Raw genomic sequence first — 20,302 nt, forward strand, 5'->3', positions numbered from 1 at the left:
ATTCACGCTTCACTATTCACCATTCACCATTCACTACTCACCCAGAGGCAATCCCAATGCAACTCAGTCTCGACCAGGCGACAGGGCTGTGCCGGATGGCCGCACTTGGCGCCGGCGCCAACGAAGAGGCGGCACAGTCGCTGGCTGCCTCGATCGTCACGGCCGAGGCGGAAGGACTGTCGGCCGTCGGGCTGTCGCATTTCATCGATTATCTCGAAGCACTGGAGGCTGGCCGCATTGACGGCAACGCCGATCCGGTGATCACCAGGCCGGCGCTCGCCGTCTATCTCTCCGATGCGCGCGGCGGCCTGGCGCATACCGGTTTCGACCGCACGATCGATGACCTTGCCAAGGCGGCGCGGCTGTTCGGCGTCGCCATTTTTTCGCAGAAGAATGCCTATACGTGCGGCGCACTCGGCTATTTCACCGGGCGGCTTGCCGCGCAGGGGCTGGTTTCGTTCGCCGCAACCAACGGCCCGGCCGTGCTTGCCGGCTCGGGCTCGGTCAAGCCGGTCTACTGTACAAATCCGATGTCCTTTGCAGCACCCGCCGCAGACGGGGCGCCGCTGGTCATCGACCAGTCGTCGAGCGCCACCGCCTTCGTCAACATCCGCAAGGCGGCCGAGGACGGCAAGAAGATTCCCGAAGGCTGGGCGCTGGACGCCAGCGGCAACCCGACCACCGATCCCGCGTCCGCCATGAAAGGCGCTATGATTGCCTTCGGCGGCCAGCGCGGCGCCAACATCGCGCTGATGGTTGAGGTGCTGGCTGCGGGCCTGTCGGGCGCCAACTGGTCGCTCGATGCGCCATGGTTCAGCGGCGGACCGGACAGTCCGGGGACCGGCCTGTTCGTGCTCGCCGTCGAGCCCAAGCTGCTCGATCCGGACTTCGAGAAACGGATGAAGGATCAACTCGACCGGCTGCGCCGCCGCTATGGCGTGCATGTGCCAGGGCGTGCCCGGGCAGAAGCGGCTGAGAAGGCGGCGGCTCGCGGCATAAGCGCGCCGAAAGCCGTGGTGCAGCGCATTTCCGAATTCGCCGCCCGCTATTCATCCTGAAGAAATTCGTTTGTCCGATGAGTGGCTGACCACGCCGGCCGATCCGGCAGCGCGAGCCTACTTCCCGCAATGATGATCGTTGATGACGTTCAGCGCATTCGCGTCCGGTCCTACCCTGTTGTAGGAGCAGGGTTCGGCGGCCGTCGTGAACAAGTGGTTGTCATAGTAACGCGGGCCACCGAACAGGATGTCGATGATGTCGCCATTGGCGGAAACGTAGCGTTCGGGTTGAGCTTGGTGGTGATGCCGGTTTCCGGCGAACGCCGAAGCGCCAATGCTGCAGCCTGTTGCGAAAGCCAGAGCGAAGATCGCAACGCATTTTTTCGTCATCGGCAATATCCTCCATTCGGAATCAAACCATACATCTAAAATCGCCGACCGAATAAAAGTTCCTGCCGGTGCTGGTCCTATCGGATGTTCGGGGTTGGGGCGGGCGTACTTGCTTCACGCCCTCCCGATATCGTCTCAGGTCAAGCGGCCCGTTGAACCATGGTTGCAAATGAACGCGACCCCGGAAAGCCGCGCCTCGGCCGGGTTTTCTGCCGTTTCGAACGGATCCGGAAAATCATGCTTCAACAATGCCGGGCGACCTATGGTCACCCTTTGCCTTTGGCGCGAAACGGACTATGAAACGGCTTCAACCGAGCCATCTGGATAGCCCGCCGGAGCCAGCCATGACCGAAATCCTGCAGACCCCAAAGCTCGTCGTCGTCTTCGGCGGCTCCGGCTTTGTCGGTCGTCATGTCGTGCGGGCGCTGGCCAAGCGCGGCTACCGCATCCGGGTCGCCTGCCGCCGGCCCGATCTCGCCGGCCACCTGCAGCCGCTCGGCAATGTCGGGCAGATCCAGCCGGTGCAGGCCAATGTCCGGGTGCGCTGGTCGGTCGACCGCGCCGTGCAAGGCGCCGACCATGTCGTCAATCTGGTGGCTATCCCGTATGAGGGCGGCCGGCAGAAATTCGCTGCCGTGCATGAGTTCGGCGCACGCGCCATCGCCGAGGCGGCGCGCACCGTCGGCGCCGGCCTCACCCATATCTCGGCTCTGGGTGCGGATCTCCACGCGCAATCGGACTATGCGCGTACCAAGGCGCTCGGCGAAAAGGCGGTTCTGGAGACGATCCAGGACGCCGTGATCTTGCGGCCATCGATCAATTTCGGGCCGGAGGACGGTTTCTTCAACCGCTTTGCCAACATGGCCCGCTTTTCCCCAGTCCTGCCGCTGATCGGCGGCGGGCAGACGAAATTCCAGCCGGTCTATGTCGGCGACGTCGCCGAAGCGGTGGCGCACTCGGTCGACGGCAAGGTCCAGGGCGGCCAGATCTATGAGCTCGGCGGGCCGCAAGTGCTCAGCTTCAAGGAATGCATGCAAGAGCTGCTTGTCATCATCGAACGCAAGCGGCTTCTGCTGCCGATGCCATGGTGGCTGGCGAACCTCCAGGCATCAATTCTCGGGCTGCTGCCCAAACCGTTGTTGACCAAGGACCAGGTCCTGCTGTTGCGCCAGCACAATGTCGTGTCGGATGCCGCCGTCAAGGATAACAGGACGCTCGCCGGCCTCGGCATTCAGCCTCGGTCGATCGGAACCATTCTGCCAAGCTATCTCTGGCGCTACCGCGCCGCCGGCCAGTTCCAACGCAAGTCCGCATAATACGGAACGAACGTTCAGCCGCTTACGGCACGCGCCGGGTGACCTGCATCGGCAGCCCGCCTTGCGGCTGCGTCGTCAGCTTCTGCACCGGCCAGGGCCGGGTCTCTGCGGTGGTGTCGAAACGGTAGCGCGACAGCATGATCGCCAACGCGATGATCGCCTCCTGCATGGCGAAGCTGGCGCCGATGCAGACGCGAGGCCCGGCGCCGAACGGTAAATACTGGAAACGGTCGATCTTTTCGCGGTTTCCCGGATGGAAGCGTTCCGGCATGAAAGCGTCCGGCCGGTCCCACAATTTCCGATGGCGGTGGACGACCCACGGCATCACCAGCACCGCGGCGCGCCGCGGTATATAGAGGCCGTTCCAGGTTTCGGGCTCGATCGGTTCGCGGTTGATCGACGGCGCCGGCGGATAGAGCCTGAGCGCCTCGTCGAATGCGGCGCGGGTGAGCGGCATTGCGTCGAGCCATTTCGTCGGGTCGGGCTCGCGCGCCAGCACCGCATCGATCTCGTGCTCGATCTTTTCGCGCTCCCACGGCGCTTCGGCAAGGCAGTAGAGCGTCCAGCCGAGCGCCCTGGCTGTAGTCTCGTGGCCGGCGCCGATGAAGGTGATGATATTGTCCTCGACCTCGACCCGGGTCAGCCCGTCCGGTCCCTCCGCCTTGAGCAACAGAGTGAGAAAGTCCTGCGGCACCGTATCCGGAGCGCGCTTCAGCCGCTCTTCGCGCATCTGCACCGTGTCGGTGACGATCTTGCGGAAGTAGGCCATGGTCTTGCGGCCGCGGATGCGGGTCAGGCGCGGCATCCAGTCGGGCGCACGCAAAAGGTCGAGCGGATCGACCCGGCCCATCGTCTCGAACAGGCGGTCGATCTCCTTGGCGAAGCTGCCCGGCTCGCCCGATATCTCGCCCGAAAACAGCGTCTCGGCCAGGATGTCGAAGGTGAGCAGCGTCATGTCGTGGGCGATATCCGACGTGCCACCCTGCTCGTAGCGCGTGACGAACTCGAGCGTGCGTTTCAGCATCGGCTCGGCGAAGCCGAAGATGTGGCGCGGCGTGAACACCGGCGCCATCGCCTTGCGCGAACGCTTCCAGACATCGCCCTCGGCGGTCAGCAGGCCGTCGCGCAAGATCGGCCGCAGGATCAACTGGCGCACCGTCGCCATCTTGTAGTTCTTGGCATTGTCGACCAACACGTGGCGGATGAGGCCGGGATCGTTGGCGATGACCAGCGGCCCCCCGACGCCGTTCACCGAAATCCAGGGCTCGTTGTAGGTCGCCTCGCCCCACAGTTCGAGCGGATTGCGGTATACGATGCGGATCATCTCCAGCGTCGAAGGCGGCGAGGTGCGCGGCTTCGGCGCCGGCGGGACGAAGGGGACGGGCTGACTGTCCATGGCGTGCTCCGCTAGCCAGCTCAATGTAGTGGCTGGCAAGGCAAGCGTCCATGTGGCCGAACGGCAAGGCGAAGCATCCACTCTCTGGAATGTGACCGGGGCACCGGAAAGTGCCTGCTTGTTGTGTCTGGTTGCGTGCCTTAGGTGGCACTCACCAACAGATACCGCCAACCGGCAGGAGCCCACCTTGAAGCACCAGTTGAACGTCATCATCGGCAGCACGCGGCCGGGCCGCGCCGGGCCGGTTTTCGCAAAGTGGCTGGAGAGCTTCGCGGCCGAGCACGGGAAATTCGAGCCGGTGCTCACCGACATCGCCGCCTTCAACCTGCCGGTGCTAGACGAGCCGCATCATCCGAGACTCGGCAAATACGAAAACAGCCACACGAAGGCTTGGTCGGAGGCAATCGACGCCGCCGACGCATTCGTCTTCGTGGCGCCGGAATACAATTATTTCGCAGCCCCCGCGATCGTCAACGCGGTCGACTACCTGCTCAGGGAATGGCGATACAAGCCGGCCGCCATTCTCAGCTATGGCGGTGTCTCCGGCGGCTTGCGAGCGGCGCAGGCGGTCAAACCGCTGCTGACCTCCGTCGGCGTCATGCCGATCCCGGAAGGCGTGGCGCTGCCGATGTACCAGAAACTGCTCGACGAGACCGGTGCCTTCCTGCCCAGCGAGCAGGTGCTCGGCGGGGCCAGGACCATGCTGGACGAGCTGTTCCGCTGGAGCGAAGCACTGAAGCCGATGCGGGTCGGCTAACAACGCGAACAGCCTGGCTTGCTCATGCCATAAAGAGATGGAATGCTCCGGCAAATGACCGGGCCGGGGCGGTTCGATTTGCGTCTTCTGTTTGCCTTGCTGCTGATCCTCTCGACGGCCTCCGCTGCCGTGGCGGAGCGGCGCGTTGCGCTGGTCATCGCCGAGAACGACTACCGGCTGATCCGGCCGCTCGCCAATCCCGTCAATGACGGCGAGATCATGGAAACGGTGCTGAGGAAGCTCGGTTTCGAGGTCTTCCTCGAAACCAACCGCGACCTGCGGCGCATGCGCCGGGCGCTCGACGATTTCCGCGACGATGCCAAAGGCGCCGACGTGGCGTTCGTGTTCTTCTCCGGCCACGGCGTCGAGATCGCCGGCGAGAACCGGCTCCTGCCGGTCGATGCAGACTCGTCGTCGCTCGATGCGCTGGAAAAGACCAGTCTGCCGCTGGAAGAGGTCCGCGAGGTCGTCGCCGCCACCAGCAAGATCGGACTGATTGTGCTCGATGCCTGCCGTAGCGATCCATTCGCGGGCACGGGCGATGAAGGCCGCGGCGCGACGGCACTGGCAAAAGACGTCAGCGACAAGGTCCGGCCGGGTCTTGGTCGCATCGGGCGGGCAGAAAACATCCTGTTTGCCTTTTCGGCGGCGCCCGGCGAGACCGCAGCGGATGGGACCGGCGAGAATTCGCCGTTCACCGCGGCGCTGACGAAATATCTCGGCACCGAAGGGCTCGAGATCCGCTCCGTGCTGACGCTCGTGCAACAGGAGGTCTACGATCTCTCGCGCGGCAAGCAATTGCCCTATGTCGAGAGCGGCCTGCCGCAGCTGTTCTTTGCCACGACAGCCAAGGAGAAATTGCCGGAGCGCGAACGCCTGTTGCTGGCCATGGCCGAGGTGACGCCCGAGATGCGCGGCGAGGTGGAAAAGATCGCCAGCGACGCCGACATGCCGCTGGCACCGCTTTATGGCGCGTTGATCAGTTCCGATGCCGGCCACCTCTCCGCGGACAGTCTGAACGCCAGGCTGCGTGAGGCGGCCGACGCCTTCGTCAAGGTGCGAAGCGAAATGCAGACCCTTGGCTCCGACGATCTGCGGGTGGCAGCGTTGCGCCGGCAGGCCGAAGAGCAGCTTTCGCTGGGAGCGTTCGATGCCGCGCGGAAAAAGCTCGCCGAGGCAGCCGAGATCGACAATGTCTCGCGCAACGCGCTGAAGGCTAATTTCGTCAGCCGCACGCTTTCCGAAGCCGCGACGCGCTATCTGTCCGGCGGCGCGGCGCGCGCCGACCTCGACTACGCCACAGCCATCAAGGATTATGAATCGGTGCTCGCGCTTTATGGCGAAGCCGGCCAGGTGGTGCTGTCGCTCGACGATGCCGACCGCTTGATCCGCACGCTGGACGAGCTCGGCAAGCTCTATACCACGGTCGGCAATATCGAGGCGGCCGGCCGCGCCTTCGAGGCGCTGCAAGCTGATCTCGAGCGGCGGTCGCATCAGGAAACCGATCCGAACGTGAAGCGCGACTTCGCCGTCAGCCACGTCAAGCTCGGCAATGTGCGGATGGCGCAAGGCAATCTGCCGGCAGCGCTGCAGAACTATGAGACCGCCAAGACCGTTCTGCAGGGCCTGACCGAGGCAGAGCCGGACAATCTGGAGTGGTTCGGCGACCTCGCCATGACCGACGACAAGATCGGTAACGTGCTGGCGACGCAAGGCGATCGGGCCGGCGCCGCACAGGTCTATCAGGAAAGCCTGTCGATCAAGAAACAGCTCGCTGCCGGCGAACCCGACCGTGCCGAGCTGCAGCGCGACCTGACCATCGCCTATGATGAGATCGGCCATCTTGCCCATGTCGCAGGCCAACTGGACAACGCACAGGCGGCCTATGAAGAGAGCCTGAAGGTGCGGCTGGCGCTGGCGGCGGACAAGCCGGGAGATGCCGACCGGCAGCGTGACGTCTCGGTCAGCCACGATACGATAGGCGACCTGCTGCGCCAACGCGGCGACGCCGCCGGGGCGCTGGCGGCCTACAAGGAAGGCCTGGCGATCATCAAGCAACTGGCGAAACGCGATCCGGACGACACCGAGCTGAAACGCGACCTGTCGGTCGGCAACGCCAAGATCGGCAACGCGCTGAGCGACCAGGAGAATTGGCCGGCGGCACTTTCGGCTTATCGTGAGGCACTCTCGCAGGCCAGCGCGCTCGCCGCCGGCGACCCGAACAACACCGATTGGCAGCGTGACCTGTCCGTGTGCCTCGAGAAGGTCGCCGGCGTCCTGGCGATACAGGGCGACCACAAAGGCGCGCTGAAAGCCTATCTGGACAGTTACGCGATTGCACAGAGGCTGGCGAAGCTCGATCCCGCCAATTCCGACTGGCAGCGTGACTTGTCGATAACGCTGTCCGAAGTCGCCACGCTGCGCCTCAGGCAGCGCGACGTCAGAGGAGCCCGGCAAGCCCTTCAGGACAGCCTCGCCATTCGCGAGAAACTTGCCCAGTCCGATCCGGACAACGCCACCTGGCAGCGCGACCTTGTGGTCGCCTATATCGACTACGCGCAGATTGCGAAGGATCCGAAAGCTGTGCTTTCCAAGGCGCTCGACATGACGCTCGAGCTCGACCGGACCGGTCGGCTGGCGCCGCGATACAAGTTCATGATCAAGTTCCTGCGTGAGCGGCTGGCCAAGATCGAAGCCAGGCGCCGGTAGCCGGCCCACGCGACGGTCATTCCGTTCGGAAACGCCTGCAAACCTTGGAAAAACCGCCTTTTGCGCCTATATCTACGACATTAGAAATGCGCGATTCGACGCCGATTTTTCGCGCTCTGCACACGGCATCAATCAGACAGGTTTTCATGAGCGACCAGACCGACATCGCCAACGGCGTTGAAGCCGAATACGGCGCCGATTCCATCAAGGTTTTGAAGGGCTTGGATGCCGTTCGCAAGCGGCCGGGCATGTATATCGGCGACACCGACGACGGCTCGGGCCTGCACCACATGGTCTATGAAGTCGTCGACAACGCCATCGACGAAGCACTGGCCGGCCATGCCGACCTGGTGACGGTGACGCTCAATCCGGACGGCTCGGTGACGGTCATCGACAATGGCCGCGGCATTCCGACCGATATCCACACCGGGGAAGGCATTTCGGCGGCCGAAGTGATCATGACGCAGCTGCATGCCGGCGGCAAGTTCGACCAGAACTCCTACAAGGTGTCGGGCGGCCTGCACGGCGTTGGCGTGTCGGTCGTCAACGCGCTGTCGGCTTGGCTGAAACTGAAAATCCGCCGCAACGGCCAGATCTACGAGATGAGCTTCACGCATGGCGATGCGGACGCGCCGCTGCGGGTCACCGGCACCTACGAACAACACAAGGTCCCCGGCACCTATGAAGGACGCAGTGGCAGCGAAATCACGTTTTTGCCGTCGTCCGAAACCTTCACCATGGTCGAGTTCGACTACGGTACGCTGGAGCACCGGCTGCGTGAACTCGCCTTCCTGAACTCCGGCGTGCGCATCGTTTTGACCGACGCCCGCCATGCCGACATCGTGCGCCATGAACTGCACTACGATGGCGGGCTGGAAGAGTTCGCCAGATATCTCGACCGGACGAAGAAGCCGCTGCTCGACAAGCCGATCGCGATCCGCGCCGAGCGCGACGGCATCACCGTCGAAGTCGCCATGTGGTGGAACGACAGCTACCACGAGAACGTGCTGGCCTTCACCAACAACATCCCGCAACGCGACGGCGGCACGCATCTGGCCGGCTTCCGCGGTGCGCTGACGCGCCAGATAACCGGCTACGGCGATTCCTCCGGCCTGACGAAGAAGGAAAAGGTGGCGCTGATCGGCGACGATTGCCGCGAAGGACTGACGGCCGTGCTGTCGGTCAAGGTTCCCGACCCGAAATTCTCCTCGCAGACCAAGGACAAGCTGGTGTCGTCCGAGGTTCGCCCGGTGGTCGAAGGGCTCGTCAACGAAGCGCTCGGTACCTGGCTCGAGGAGCACCCGACCGAGGGCAAGGCGGTCATCGAGAAGGTCATCCAGGCCGCTGCCGCGCGCGAAGCCGCGCGCAAGGCACGCGATATCACCCGCAAGAGCTCGCTCGGCGTCACCTCGCTGCCCGGCAAGCTGGCCGATTGCCAGGAGCGCGATCCGGCGAAATCCGAAATCTTCATCGTCGAGGGCGACAGCGCCGGCGGCTCGGCAAAGGGCGGCCGTTCACGCCAGAACCAGGCCATTCTTCCGCTGCGCGGCAAGATCCTCAATGTCGAACGCGCCCGCTTCGACCGCATGCTCGGCTCCGACATGATCGGCACGCTGATCACCGCGCTCGGCACCTCGATCGGCAAGGACGAGTTCAATGCCGACAAGCTGCGCTACCACAAGATCATCCTGATGACCGACGCCGATGTCGACGGCGCCCACATCCGCACCTTGCTGCTGACCTTCTTCTTCCGGCAGATGCCGGAACTGATCGAACGCGGCCATCTCTATATCGCGCAGCCGCCGCTCTATAAGGTGACGCGAGGGAAGAGCTCGCAATATATCAAGGACGAAGCCGCCTTCGAGGAATTCCTGATCGGCTCGGGGCTGGAAGAGGCGTCGCTTGCGCTCAGCACGGGCGAGGTGCGGGCCGGACAGGACCTGCGCAGCGCCATCGACGACGCCTTGGCTGTCCGCCAGCTCATCAACGGATTGCATACCCGCTATAACAGAGGCGTGGTCGAGCAGGCAGCGATCGCCGGCGCGCTCAACCCCGAGATCTTCACCGATCTCGGCCGCGCCAACGAGATGGCCGAGCGTGTTGCGCGTCGTCTCGACATTATCGCCGAGGACACCGAGCGCGGCTGGACAGGCCGTATGTCAACCTCGAACGAGGGCACCGGCGGCTATGTCTTCGAGCGCACCGTGCGCAGCGTCAAGGAGTTCGCGCATCTCGATCTGGCGCTGATCAATTCCGCCGACGCACGCCAGCTCGACCGCTATGCGCCGCGCCTGTCAGAAATCTACGGCGAGCCGCCGGTGCTGCGCCGCAAGGACGTCTCCGAAACCATTTCGGGGCCGCTCGCACTGCTCAATGCCGTTTTTGCCACCGGCCGCAAGGGCCTGACCATGCAGCGCTACAAGGGCCTTGGTGAAATGAACGCCGAGCAGCTCTGGGAAACGACGCTCGACCCGAATGTGCGCTCGCTCTTACAGGTAAGGGTCAATGACGCAACGGACGCGGACTCACTGTTTTCGCGATTGATGGGCGACGAGGTCGAGCCAAGGCGCGAATTCATCCAGGAGAATGCGCTGTCGGTCGCCAATCTGGACATCTGAGCCGCGATCCAGATACCCAGCCGGCGGGCGTGAAGTGGATCGGTGCGCCTTGGCGCACCGATGCGCCTGCTGCATTGCAACAAAGATCACCGCGTATCTCCCGGAACGGAAAGTCTTTCAAGGCATTGTAGTCGATCACAATCGCCGCAGGAGGCATCCATGGGACGTGGCATTTTGCTCTGGCTTCTCGGAGTTCCGATTCCGATCATTATTCTCCTGATGCTGTTCGCACGGTAGGGGGCTTCGATGTCCACCCTAACGTCTGTCGACGTTTCCGCACCGACGGAATCCTCTTCTACTGCTGTCACCTGGGGGCCGATCATCGCCGGCGCCTTTGCTGCGTCGACGCTTACCTTCATTTTGATGCTGCTCGGCTCCGGGCTCGGGCTGAGCATGGTGTCGCCATGGTCCGGCTCGGGTGCGTCAGTCACCACTTTCGCCGTTTCCACCGCCGTCTGGCTGATCATCGTGCAGTGGCTATCTTCCGCTCTCGGCGGCTACCTTGCCGGACGCCTGCGGACCAAATGGGTCGGCATCCACACCGATGAAGTCTTCTTCCGCGATACCGCTCACGGCTTCCTGGCCTGGGCGCTTGCGACGCTGCTCGTCGCCGGCGTGCTCGGCACGGCGCTTTCGGCCGCAATTGGCACCGGTGTCCAGGCTGCTTCGACTGTGGCATCCGGCGCGGCAATGGGCGCTTCGGCGGGTGCCACTGCAAACGCTGGTGGCGCCTCGACTGACAGCGCCACATCGTATTTCGTCGATACGCTGTTCCGCCCGGCCGATCCGGCAAGGCTCGCTGCCGCCAATCCGGAGAGCGACGCCGCGGCAACTGCGCAGGCGTCGCGAATTCTGATCGCGAGTGCGGCAGCAGGCGAAATATCGGGCGACGACAAGACCTATCTGTCGCGGCTGGTGGCCGCCCGTACAGGCCTGTCCGAAGCGGATGCCACCGCTCGGGTCGATGCGGTAATCGCCAAAGTGCAGGACGCCAAGGTCAAGGCCCAGCAGGCGGCCGACACCGCCAGAAAGGCGGGCGCCACCTTCTCGCTGATTGGAGCGCTGTCGCTGGTCGTCGGGGCTTTCATTGCCAGTGCAGCTGCAGCACTTGGCGGCAGGCAGCGCGACGACGAGGAGGCAATTTTCCTGACCAACCGTTGATCCGTGCTTAAGCGAGTTTGATCCGCTTCAGGGAAGGTTACCCCGAAGCGGATTTTGCTTTGAGCTGTCGTCGCCATGATCGTGCGCCGTTCATTGCCTATGGCTCAGTTCCCAGCTTGCGGCCGAGATCGATTGCGTCGCGCAGCACGGCAAGATGCGAGCGCGGCACGCCGGATGGTGCGTTGGCCTCGACGCCGCTCGCCGTCAGCGACCAATAAAGGGTGTGCGTGAAGGCGCGGCCGCGCGGGCCGCGCAACTCGACCTGAATGTTTTCCACCCCCGGACCGAAATTCTCCGTCATCGGTCCGGAAATCGGGTCGCCGGTCAGCCAGCCATTGCCCCTGTCGAAAATGTTGGTCCAGCGCGTCGCCGCAAACACCGCGCCATGATGCACCGCCCGCTGCGGCTTGCCCGAATGGCTGCGCCCTTCCTGATAGAGCACAGTCCCGCCGCCTGCCGTGTCGGCGATCGGCGGACATGCCGAAAACAGGCGTTCGGCGATGCCGCGCCTGAATTCGGCGAGGTTGTAGGTCACCAGAAACTCGCTGTGGGTCAGCGGACTGCCGAGCGTGACGAAATCGCTGATCTTCCACGGCAGCGGGTGATCCGCATCCTTGGCACGGAGCTGCTGGTAGAGCTCCCATTGGTCGCGCTGGAATCCGGAGAGGTCATCGAGATGCTCGGGCCAAGCTGAAACATCGGCGGCCAGCGTCGCCTTGTCGACCGCGCGGATCGCCTTCAGCCTCGCTTTGTCGCGAACGGCTTCCAGCCTTCGAGGCCTGAAATCGGCCCACAATATCTGCAGCAGATCATAGGCGATGATCGACCCCAGGCTGTGCGAGACCAGGACGATGCGGTCGTAGGCGTCGTCCATCATAAGGCGCTTCAGCAGCTTGAGGCCACGCTCGCGGACCAGCGCGCGCTTCTCGACCGTTGCCGCTTCGGCCCGCACATAGGCGGCGACATCGCCGAAATAAGGCAGGCCAAACTGGTCCACCGACCAGATGACGAATGACGCCATGACGGTGAGAAGCACACCGGTCGTCCAGGAGATGTAGCCTTGCCAGGCCGACGTTGCGAGCGCCAGCGCCGCGCCGAGGACGACGATAGTGGCCAAAAGCGTGACAGCGTAGAGTTTGCGCACATCGCGCGGAATATCGGCGGGCTTGCGCCAGAGCAGGGTCGTCACCCAGGCAGCAAGGCGGCTCCGGGTCGTGCCTTGGGTGATGTCGGCCCAGTAAAGCTCGTAGAAATCGGTGCGACGGCCATCGACATCATAGGGCGTGGTGATCCGGCGAAGCTCGTGCGAATTGGTCCGGCTGTCGGGCGTGATCCAACTCTGGTTGATCTTCGCACCCGTCGGGTCGGCCGGATCTGCGACATGGGCATAAAACGGAGCACGGGCGGGATCGTGGCTCCATATCGCCTGGACAAATCCCCTCAGGGTGTCCATGGGCCGCTGTTCGCCCATGCCGTGTACGACCACCACCGCCTGGCTGAGCTTGCGCGGCGCCTTCTCTGCTGCAGTCAGATCGGTGGCCGGCGATGCAGCAGAACCAGGGTCGGGCAACGGCACCTCCACCGACGACGCCGTCAGACAAGACGACCGGTCGCTATCGTAACTTCAGAACCGGTAACAGCCAAGAAAAAGCCCGGCGCGAAGCCGGTCTGTATTCGACGACCGACCGGCAGTGAGTTGGCAACGACGCCGTTTCAGTGATCCATCGCCTTGACTATCTCCTCGGTCATCTTCTTGGCGTCGCCGAGCAGCATCATGGTGCCGTCCTTGTAGAACAGCGTGTTGTCGATGCCGGCATAGCCGGAGCCGAGCGAGCGCTTGACGAACAGGCAGGTGCGGGCCTTGTCGACGTCGAGGATCGGCATGCCGTAGATCGGCGACGACTTGTCGTCGCGGGCGGACGGATTGGTGACGTCGTTGGCGCCGATGACATAGGCGACGTCGGCCTGCGCGAACTCAGAGTTGATGTCCTCCAGCTCGAACACTTCGTCATAAGGCACGTTGGCTTCGGCCAGCAGCACGTTCATGTGGCCAGGCATGCGGCCGGCGACCGGATGGATGGCGTATTTCACGTCGACGCCGTTGGCCTTGAGCTTGTCGGCCATTTCGCGCAACGCGTGCTGCGCTTGCGCCACCGCCATGCCGTAGCCCGGCACGATGATGACCTTCTGCGCGTTCATCATCAGATAGGCGGCATCGTCCGCCGAACCCTGCTTGACCGTGCGCTCGATGCCGTCTTCGGCCTGAGCTGCCGTCTCGCCGCCGAAGCCGCCGAGGATGACCGAGATGAAGCTCCGGTTCATGCCTTTGCACATGATGTAGGACAGGATGGCGCCGGACGAGCCGACCAGCGCGCCGGTGATGATCAGCGCCAGATTGCCGAGCGTGAAACCGAGTGCCGCCGCTGCCCAGCCCGAATAGGAATTCAGCATCGACACGACCACCGGCATGTCGGCGCCGCCGATCGGGATGATGAGAAGGACCCCCAGGACGAGCGAGGCCACGACGATCAGCCAGAACACCAGCTTCGACTCAGTGGTGACCAACAGCACGATCAGCACGATCAGCGCTATGCCAAGCGCGGCGTTGATGAAGTGGCGGCCGCCGATCATGATCGGCTTGCCCGACATGCGGCCGTCGAGCTTCAAGAAAGCGATGACCGAGCCGGTGAAGGTGATGGCGCCGATGGCGACACCAAGGCTCATTTCGATCAGCGCCTGGGCGTGGATGTCGGCGACGGTGCCGATGCCGAAGCTTTCCGGAGCATAGATGGCGGCCGCCGCCACCATGACCGCGGCAAGACCGACCAGCGAGTGAAAGGCGGCGACCAGCTGCGGCATCGAGGTCATGGCGATGCGCCGTGCCGTGACCGCACCGGCTGAGCCGCCGATGGCCAGCCCGAGCACGATCAGGCCAAGGCGCCCGGCCGAAGGGGTGGCCAGCGCCAGCGTCGTGGCGATGGCGATGCCCATGCCGATCATGCCGTACATGTTGCCCTGGCGGCTGGTGGTCGGGTGCGACAGGCCGCGCAACGCCAGGATGAAGAGGATGCCGGAGACCAGATAGAGGAAGGAGGCAAAGTTGGCGTTCATAGCGCTCTACTTTTCCTTCTTCTTGTACATGGCCAGCATGCGCTGGGTGACGAGGAAGCCGCCGAAGATGTTGACCGAGACCAGCACCAAAGCAACGAAGCCGAAACCAGTGGCGATGCCGGAGGCAGAGATGCCGACGGCCAGCAGCGCACCGACGACGATGACCGAGGAAATGGCGTTGGTGACGGCCATCAGCGGCGTGTGCAGCGCCGGTGTGACCGACCAGACGACGTAATAGCCGACGAAGATCGCCAGCACGAAGATGGCGAAGCGGAAGACGAAGGGATCGATCGCCCCGCCGGACAGCGCGTGCGCGGCGTCGGCGGCGGCCTCAGTGCCGGGAGCGGCGGCCAGGTTCTGTACCGCGAGCCGGACGGCAGCGGTCGCCTGGTCGAGCTGGTCGAGGGCTTTCTGCAGGGTCTGGTCCATCACGCGATCCCCCCGGTGGTCTTTGGCTTCCTTGAAGCGGCCGGTTTCTTCGCAGCCGGTTTGGCCGAAGCGTCGGCAACCATCGTCTTGGCCGGAATGGCCGGCGGTTCGACGCGCGGCTCTTGCTCAGCCCTGACGAAAGCAGGATGAACGACCTTGCCGCCATTCGTCAGCATCGTCGCCTTGACCAGTTCGTCGTCGCGGTTGACGGCAAGCGTCTTCGTCGCCTTGTCGACCAGCGTCTCGAGGAAGGCATAGAGGTTTCTCGCATAGAGCAGCGAAGCGGAGGCCGCGACGCGACCGGGAACGTTGAGATGGCCGACGATCTTTACCCCGTCGGCCGTGGTCACCACCTGCCCCGGCACGGCGCCCTCGACATTGCCGCCGCGCTCGACCGCGAGGTCGACGATCACCGAGCCGGGTTTCATCGAAGCGACCATCGCCGCCGATACCAGCTTCGGCGCGAGCCGGCCGGGTATCAGCGCCGTGGTGATGACGATGTCCTGCTTGGCGATGTGCTCGGCGGTAAGCGCCGCCTGCTTGGCCTGATACTCCTTTGACATTTCCTTGGCGTAGCCGCCGGCCGTCTCGGCCGCCTTGAACTCCTCGTCCTCGACCGCCAGGAATTTTGCGCCGAGCGAGGCAACCTGCTCCTTGGCGGCCGGGCGCACGTCGGTGGCGGTGACCACGGCGCCGAGGCGGCGCGCGGTGGCGATGGCCTGCAGACCGGCGACGCCGACGCCCATGATGAAGGCCTTCGCCGCCGGTACCGTGCCGGCCGCGGTCATCATCATCGGCAACGCCCGGTCATATTCGGCAGCCGCGTCGATCACTGCCTGATAGCCGGCGAGGTTCGCCTGGCTGGATAGGACGTCCATCGACTGGGCACGGGTGATGCGCGGCATGAACTCCATGGAAAAGGCAGTAACACCGGCCTTTGCCAGCGCGGCAACGGCAGCATCGTTGCCATAAGGATCCATGATGGCAATGACGGCAGTGCCCGGCCGATAGGCTTTCAGCTCGGCCTCGCTCGGCCGGCGCACCTTCAGCACGACATCAGCCCTGGAAACATCGCCGGCCTTACCGATCGCGGCGCCCGCCTTGGTAAACTCCTCGTTGGGAATGCGCGACGCTGTTCCGGCGCCGGCTTCAACGACCACGTCGAACCCCAGCGCCGTCAGCCGTTTCACCGTGTCGGGCGAGGCCGCGACGCGCGGCTCGTTCGCGTCAAGCTCACGAGGGATGAAAACCGTCTGTCCCACCGCATGATCCTTTCGGCCGGAACCCGTTACCCAAGACGCCGACCGGCCCCCGGCGGCGCCCTCGACAAAGGTTGGAGGAGTCTACCGGAGAATAAAGGCGCCGACGGCAAGGATCAGAACGAACAGGATAGTCCCCGAGAAGAAGCCGCCCACGAAGAAGCCGAACGCCATGGCCAGAAGCACGGCGGCGCAAAATAGCGATCCATATTTGGCCAGCATCAGGAAGCCGGCATAGGTGCGGTCGTGCTCGGCATAATCCATCTTCGCGCCCAGTTCGACAGGACCGGTCGGCGTGTGTTCAGCCATAGGAATACCCCTTCGAAGACATCGTTCAGGCACATAGCGAAAAGCCGCGTCAAGGGCAATGGCGCTATTGCCGCATCGCTGCAGCCAACAGTCTCAAGCGAAACTTGAAGCCTGGGCCAGTGATGTGACCTGCAGCAATTCTGTGGCCGACCCCGGACTGAAACGACCGGACGGCAATGCACCGGCGCAGACCGATGCCAGTAGCGCCGCGCGATCAGGCAGCCGCTATTGCCGGGGCTTTTAGCCGGCGAGATGCGGAAACAGCCCGAGCAGGCCGACGACGATCAGATAAAGCGCGACGATATAATTGAGCAGTCGCGGCATCACCAGGATCAGCACGCCTGCGATCAAGGAGATCAGTGGCGTAAGGGCAAGCGTGGAAATGGTCATGTCGTTTCCTTTTGATCGGATCGCTGTCGAAGCGACGCGGGTCGACTTCGTTCACATGGACGTACCGCCGGCAGCGTTACCGTCATCCAGAACGCCGAAGCGACCGGAAGGCTCCATGGGCTCGTTCAGGCGGCTTCGCGAAAATACTTGGCGGTGGGCAGGATGGTCAGCGGGGCGAGTTCGCCGGCACCGGGCGTATCGAACAACATGCGCTGCTCCATCGGCGTCGAACGGAAGAACGGAAAGCGAGCGTAGGTTTCATTCTTGATCGCCAGGACATCGGCTTGATAAAGCAGCGCGAAACAGTTGATCACGCCGGCATAGGGCCGCGCATCGCCAATCGGTCGCGCCCGATAGATGCGCTTGTAGAAAGCCGCATGGTCCTCGCGGATCATGGATATGCAATAAGGCGCGCCGAAATGGAAGCAAGCCATGCCCGCAAGGCGCAGCGTCACATACGGGATCTGCGGGTAAAGCCGTGACCATTCGGCGTCCACGGCAAAACGGCTCGGGTCGATAAAGACTTCGCCGGCCGCCAGACGCGGCATCAACAAGTCCTTGTAGACGCTGAGCGCTGGTGATGTGGCGTTATCAGCAGACACGTTATGCAGGCGCATTGTGCTGACCAGCCGCCCCTCGATGTAGATTCCGAACGTATGGCAATTGGGCAGTTCGTCAAACTCGTCATGGACCTGACGGGACGCATTCTCGGGCACCAGATCGTTCATCCGATAGGAATTGTAGCGCAGCCTGTAAATGCTTTCGAAGTCCTCGCCGCTTTCACAGCGTCGGTACTCCGTCCGGTCAAGCAGCGCATAAACATGTTGCGCGAAGCTGGACATGGTCTCGGACGCATCTTTCCCACCAGCGCCCGCCGCATGGCCGAGCGAACTCAACTGGGCACACATGAACTCTATTCCCCGCGATTACCGCCACCAGCCGACACTACGGACGGGTCATGAGATGTAAAGATGAAAATAAGTAGGAGCTCGTTTACCGCTCGTTAAGGTTAACAATTAATAAAATTATACTAAAATACGCGGTTTTTCAGCGCGAAGTCAGCGCCGCGGCGCCTTCCTTGCCGTCTGGATGTCCTTGGCGAAGGGCCAGACGGTGCTCGACATCGTCTCGATGCCGGACGCGCTGAGTGCCGACCCGAACAGAAAGCCCTGGACCAGGTCCGGCTTGACCTGCAATGCCAGGATCTTGAGCTGTTCGAAGGTCTCGACACCTTCGACGGTAACCGAAAGTCCCAGCGGCCGTGACAGGTTGACGATGCCCTTGAGCAATTCGAGCGACCGGCTGTTCTGAGTGACATCCATCAGGAACGAGCGGTCGATCTTGATTTTGTCGAGCGGCAGTTTGTGGAGATAGCTGAGGCTCGAATACCCGGTACCGAAATCGTCGAGCGCAATGCGCACGCCGAGCCGCTTCAACTCCTCGATATATTGGCGTGTCAGCGACTTGTCGTCGAGCAGCGCCGTCTCGGTGACCTCGATCTCCAGACGTCCGGCGGAGAGACCGGATTCAGCCAGCGCGTCGCGAACCTTCTGGATGACATCACGGTTGCGGAAATCCTTGGCCGAGAGATTGACCGACACGCTGGTCTGGGCCGGCCATTTGGCGCATTCCGTGCAGGCCGCATGCAGGACGAAGGTGCTGATGTCGGAAATAATCCCCATTTCCTCCGCCAGCGGAATAAAGATACCGGGGGAAATCGGCCCGAGATCGGGATGATCCCAGCGGCACAGCGCTTCGCAACTGGCGATACGCATCGTGCTCATCGCCACGATCGGCTGATAGACCACCCGCAATTCGTTGTTTTCCACGGCGCTGCGCAGGTCCGCCTTCATCAGCTGACGGCTGCGGAAGGCAGCATCCATGGAGGCCTCGAACAGCCGCCAACCGTTCTTGCCAAGCTCCTTGGCCTTGTAGAGTGCAAGGTCGGCTTTGACGATCATGGCGTCAACGTCGGTATCCTTGACCCGCGACAGCACCGCGCCGCCGCTGGCCTGGATGCGTAATCCGTGGCCGGCGACATCGACCTCGCCCTGTAGATTGACAAAGATCTCATCAACCTGGCCGGTCAGGTGGCTTTCATCCTCGATGCGCTCGAAGAAGATCATGAACTCGTCGCCGCCGAAGCGGCTGACGGTGATGCCTGGCCCAGCGACTGCCGCCAGCCGCTCGGCAACGGCGTAGATCAATCCGTCGCCGACCGGATGGCCGAGCGTGTCGTTGACGCTCTTGAAATCATCGAGATCGAGCACCACCAGCCCGCAGAGACGCTCGGGATCCCCTGAGGCCATGGCTTCCACCACCAACTCGTGGAAGTAGGCGCGGTTGGGCAGGCCGGTGAGACTGTCGTAGCGCGCCATGAAGCGGATCTTGTCTTCCGCCTCGACCCGGGCGGTCACATCCTCGAAAGTGACGACGCCCAGTTCCTGGCTGCCTTCGCGCGCCGAAAATTCATAGTGCTGGCCGTTGGTGAGCGAGACCAGGACCTTGCGGTCGCGGCCCTCGCGCAACGCACGCGTCAGCTGGGCTTCGATGTAACGGCAATCTTTCGGCGCCAGCATGCCGCCTGCAGCGCCGCGCATCAGCAGACCGTGGATCGAGCGGCCTAGCAGCGCATCGGCCGATTTGAGCGACATCAGGTGCGCGGCTTCGGCATTGGCCACCGCCACCCGGCCGTCGGGACCAAGCATGACAAGGCCATGCGACATGGTGTTGAGCGCGCGGTTGAAACGCTGCGCGATGCGGTTCGCCTTCTTTTCCTCCGATAGGGCGGTAAACAGGACTTCGCGGACGATGTCGGCGAACCGCTTGATCGCGAACAGAAAAGGGGCCGACATCAGACCGAGGATGATGTGGTAGATATCGCCGCGCAGGATAAAGCCAAGCGATATGGGCCATGTGGTGGTTATGATAAAAATCATGACCATGCGCGGCGACCCATAATTGCGGCCGGCAATTGACGTGACCGATGCCAGAGTGACGCAGACAGAGGCTATTTCGGCATAGTTGTCGTGGCTGTCATTTGCCAGATAGATACTGACGAAACAGAACGCGCCAAGCATGAAACCATGCATCGAACCGAAAATTATGTAATCGTTTTCGCGATCATGGGCTTCTTCCCACGTCGTCGGGGAAGGAAGTCGCCCGTATTTTCGGATGTTGCGAAGGCGCAGAGTACCGACAATGATGAGCCCAGCGGCAACCAGAAGATACGCCAAGTCCATGGTCTTCCAATAGACCAGAATGACGAGGAGTGTCTGCGCAACAAGGCCGATCGACAGCGTGAACCCGTCGCGAAACAGCGTTTCCACGAACGGAATGTAAACGTCGACCGGAATCTCGTTTTTTCGTCTCAGATTCACGCCTGGATCCCAACCCTGGGGAACCCAGCAGTGTCACATTGGCCTTAAGAAAGGTTTAGAGCAGCGGTTCGGGCTCTAT

General features: G+C 63.0%; 16 protein-coding genes. 6 read left to right on the forward strand and 10 right to left on the reverse strand.

The window, feature by feature from the left end; all coding sequences use genetic code 11:
- The first annotated feature begins 56 nt into the window (after positions 1–56).
- On the forward strand, positions 57–1,058 hold the full coding sequence (locus NKJ08_RS00100) for an Ldh family oxidoreductase (protein WP_352522532.1): 1,002 nt from the start codon (positions 57–59) through the stop codon (positions 1,056–1,058).
- Positions 1,059–1,115: 57 nt separating this feature from the next.
- On the opposite strand, the gene NKJ08_RS00105 is transcribed toward NKJ08_RS00100, so the two are convergent.
- A complete protein-coding gene (locus NKJ08_RS00105; RefSeq protein WP_352522531.1) occupies positions 1,116–1,388 on the reverse strand; it encodes a hypothetical protein in 273 nt (90 codons plus the stop codon).
- A gap of 344 nt (positions 1,389–1,732) precedes the next feature.
- Here NKJ08_RS00105 and NKJ08_RS00110 point away from each other — a divergent pair, with 344 nt between their 5' ends.
- Positions 1,733–2,704 (forward strand): complex I NDUFA9 subunit family protein, encoded by a 972-nt coding sequence (locus NKJ08_RS00110; protein ID WP_352522530.1) that lies wholly within the window; start codon positions 1,733–1,735, stop codon positions 2,702–2,704.
- A 22-nt stretch (positions 2,705–2,726) separates the two neighbouring features.
- Here the strand turns inward: NKJ08_RS00110 and NKJ08_RS00115 are convergent, their stop codons facing one another.
- On the reverse strand, positions 2,727–4,100 hold the full coding sequence (locus NKJ08_RS00115; RefSeq protein ID WP_352780660.1) for a cytochrome P450: 1,374 nt from the start codon (positions 4,098–4,100) through the stop codon (positions 2,727–2,729).
- A 187-nt stretch (positions 4,101–4,287) separates the two neighbouring features.
- On the opposite strand from NKJ08_RS00115, the gene NKJ08_RS00120 reads away from it, so the two are divergent.
- From NKJ08_RS00120 to NKJ08_RS00135, 4 genes are all read left to right on the forward strand, one after another.
- Complete coding sequence (locus NKJ08_RS00120; RefSeq protein WP_352522529.1) at positions 4,288–4,857, forward strand: NADPH-dependent FMN reductase; 570 nt, start codon at positions 4,288–4,290, stop codon at positions 4,855–4,857.
- 42 nt (positions 4,858–4,899) lie between these two features.
- Positions 4,900–7,566, forward strand: a complete 2,667-nt coding sequence (locus NKJ08_RS00125; protein WP_352780663.1) for a caspase family protein — start codon at positions 4,900–4,902, stop codon at positions 7,564–7,566.
- A 146-nt stretch (positions 7,567–7,712) separates the two neighbouring features.
- Positions 7,713–10,184, forward strand: coding sequence for a DNA topoisomerase (ATP-hydrolyzing) subunit B (gyrB, locus tag NKJ08_RS00130; protein WP_352522527.1), 2,472 nt, complete (start codon positions 7,713–7,715; stop codon positions 10,182–10,184).
- A gap of 246 nt (positions 10,185–10,430) precedes the next feature.
- Complete coding sequence (locus NKJ08_RS00135) at positions 10,431–11,345, forward strand: hypothetical protein (protein WP_352522526.1); 915 nt, start codon at positions 10,431–10,433, stop codon at positions 11,343–11,345.
- 97 nt (positions 11,346–11,442) lie between these two features.
- On the opposite strand, the gene NKJ08_RS00140 is transcribed toward NKJ08_RS00135, so the two are convergent.
- From NKJ08_RS00140 to NKJ08_RS00175, 8 genes are all read right to left on the reverse strand, one after another.
- Positions 11,443–12,915: a hypothetical protein gene (locus tag NKJ08_RS00140; RefSeq protein WP_502906280.1), complete on the reverse strand. Its 1,473-nt coding sequence runs from the start codon at positions 12,913–12,915 to the stop codon at positions 11,443–11,445.
- A 143-nt stretch (positions 12,916–13,058) separates the two neighbouring features.
- Entirely contained in the window at positions 13,059–14,456 is a 1,398-nt protein-coding gene (locus NKJ08_RS00145) for an NAD(P)(+) transhydrogenase (Re/Si-specific) subunit beta (RefSeq protein WP_352780665.1), read from the reverse strand.
- Positions 14,457–14,462: 6 nt separating this feature from the next.
- Positions 14,463–14,885: a proton-translocating transhydrogenase family protein gene (locus NKJ08_RS00150; protein ID WP_502906281.1), complete on the reverse strand. Its 423-nt coding sequence runs from the start codon at positions 14,883–14,885 to the stop codon at positions 14,463–14,465.
- A complete protein-coding gene (locus NKJ08_RS00155) occupies positions 14,885–16,147 on the reverse strand; it encodes a Re/Si-specific NAD(P)(+) transhydrogenase subunit alpha (RefSeq protein WP_352780669.1) in 1,263 nt (420 codons plus the stop codon). Before NKJ08_RS00155 ends, NKJ08_RS00150 begins: the two co-directional genes overlap by 1 nt.
- 81 nt (positions 16,148–16,228) lie before the next feature.
- On the reverse strand, positions 16,229–16,453 hold the full coding sequence (locus NKJ08_RS00160) for an aa3-type cytochrome c oxidase subunit IV (RefSeq protein ID WP_023718042.1): 225 nt from the start codon (positions 16,451–16,453) through the stop codon (positions 16,229–16,231).
- A 240-nt stretch (positions 16,454–16,693) separates the two neighbouring features.
- Complete coding sequence (locus NKJ08_RS00165; RefSeq protein ID WP_013528205.1) at positions 16,694–16,843, reverse strand: DUF3096 domain-containing protein; 150 nt, start codon at positions 16,841–16,843, stop codon at positions 16,694–16,696.
- A 125-nt stretch (positions 16,844–16,968) separates the two neighbouring features.
- Complete coding sequence (locus NKJ08_RS00170) at positions 16,969–17,751, reverse strand: N-acyl amino acid synthase FeeM domain-containing protein (RefSeq protein ID WP_023676258.1); 783 nt, start codon at positions 17,749–17,751, stop codon at positions 16,969–16,971.
- 150 nt (positions 17,752–17,901) lie between these two features.
- Positions 17,902–20,223 (reverse strand): putative bifunctional diguanylate cyclase/phosphodiesterase, encoded by a 2,322-nt coding sequence (locus NKJ08_RS00175; protein WP_352452207.1) that lies wholly within the window; start codon positions 20,221–20,223, stop codon positions 17,902–17,904.
- Between the last annotated feature and the right edge of the window lie 79 nt (positions 20,224–20,302).

Source organism: Mesorhizobium sp. M0244 (assembly GCF_040321795.1).
In the GTDB taxonomy this organism is placed as follows: Bacteria; Pseudomonadota; Alphaproteobacteria; order Rhizobiales; family Rhizobiaceae; genus Mesorhizobium.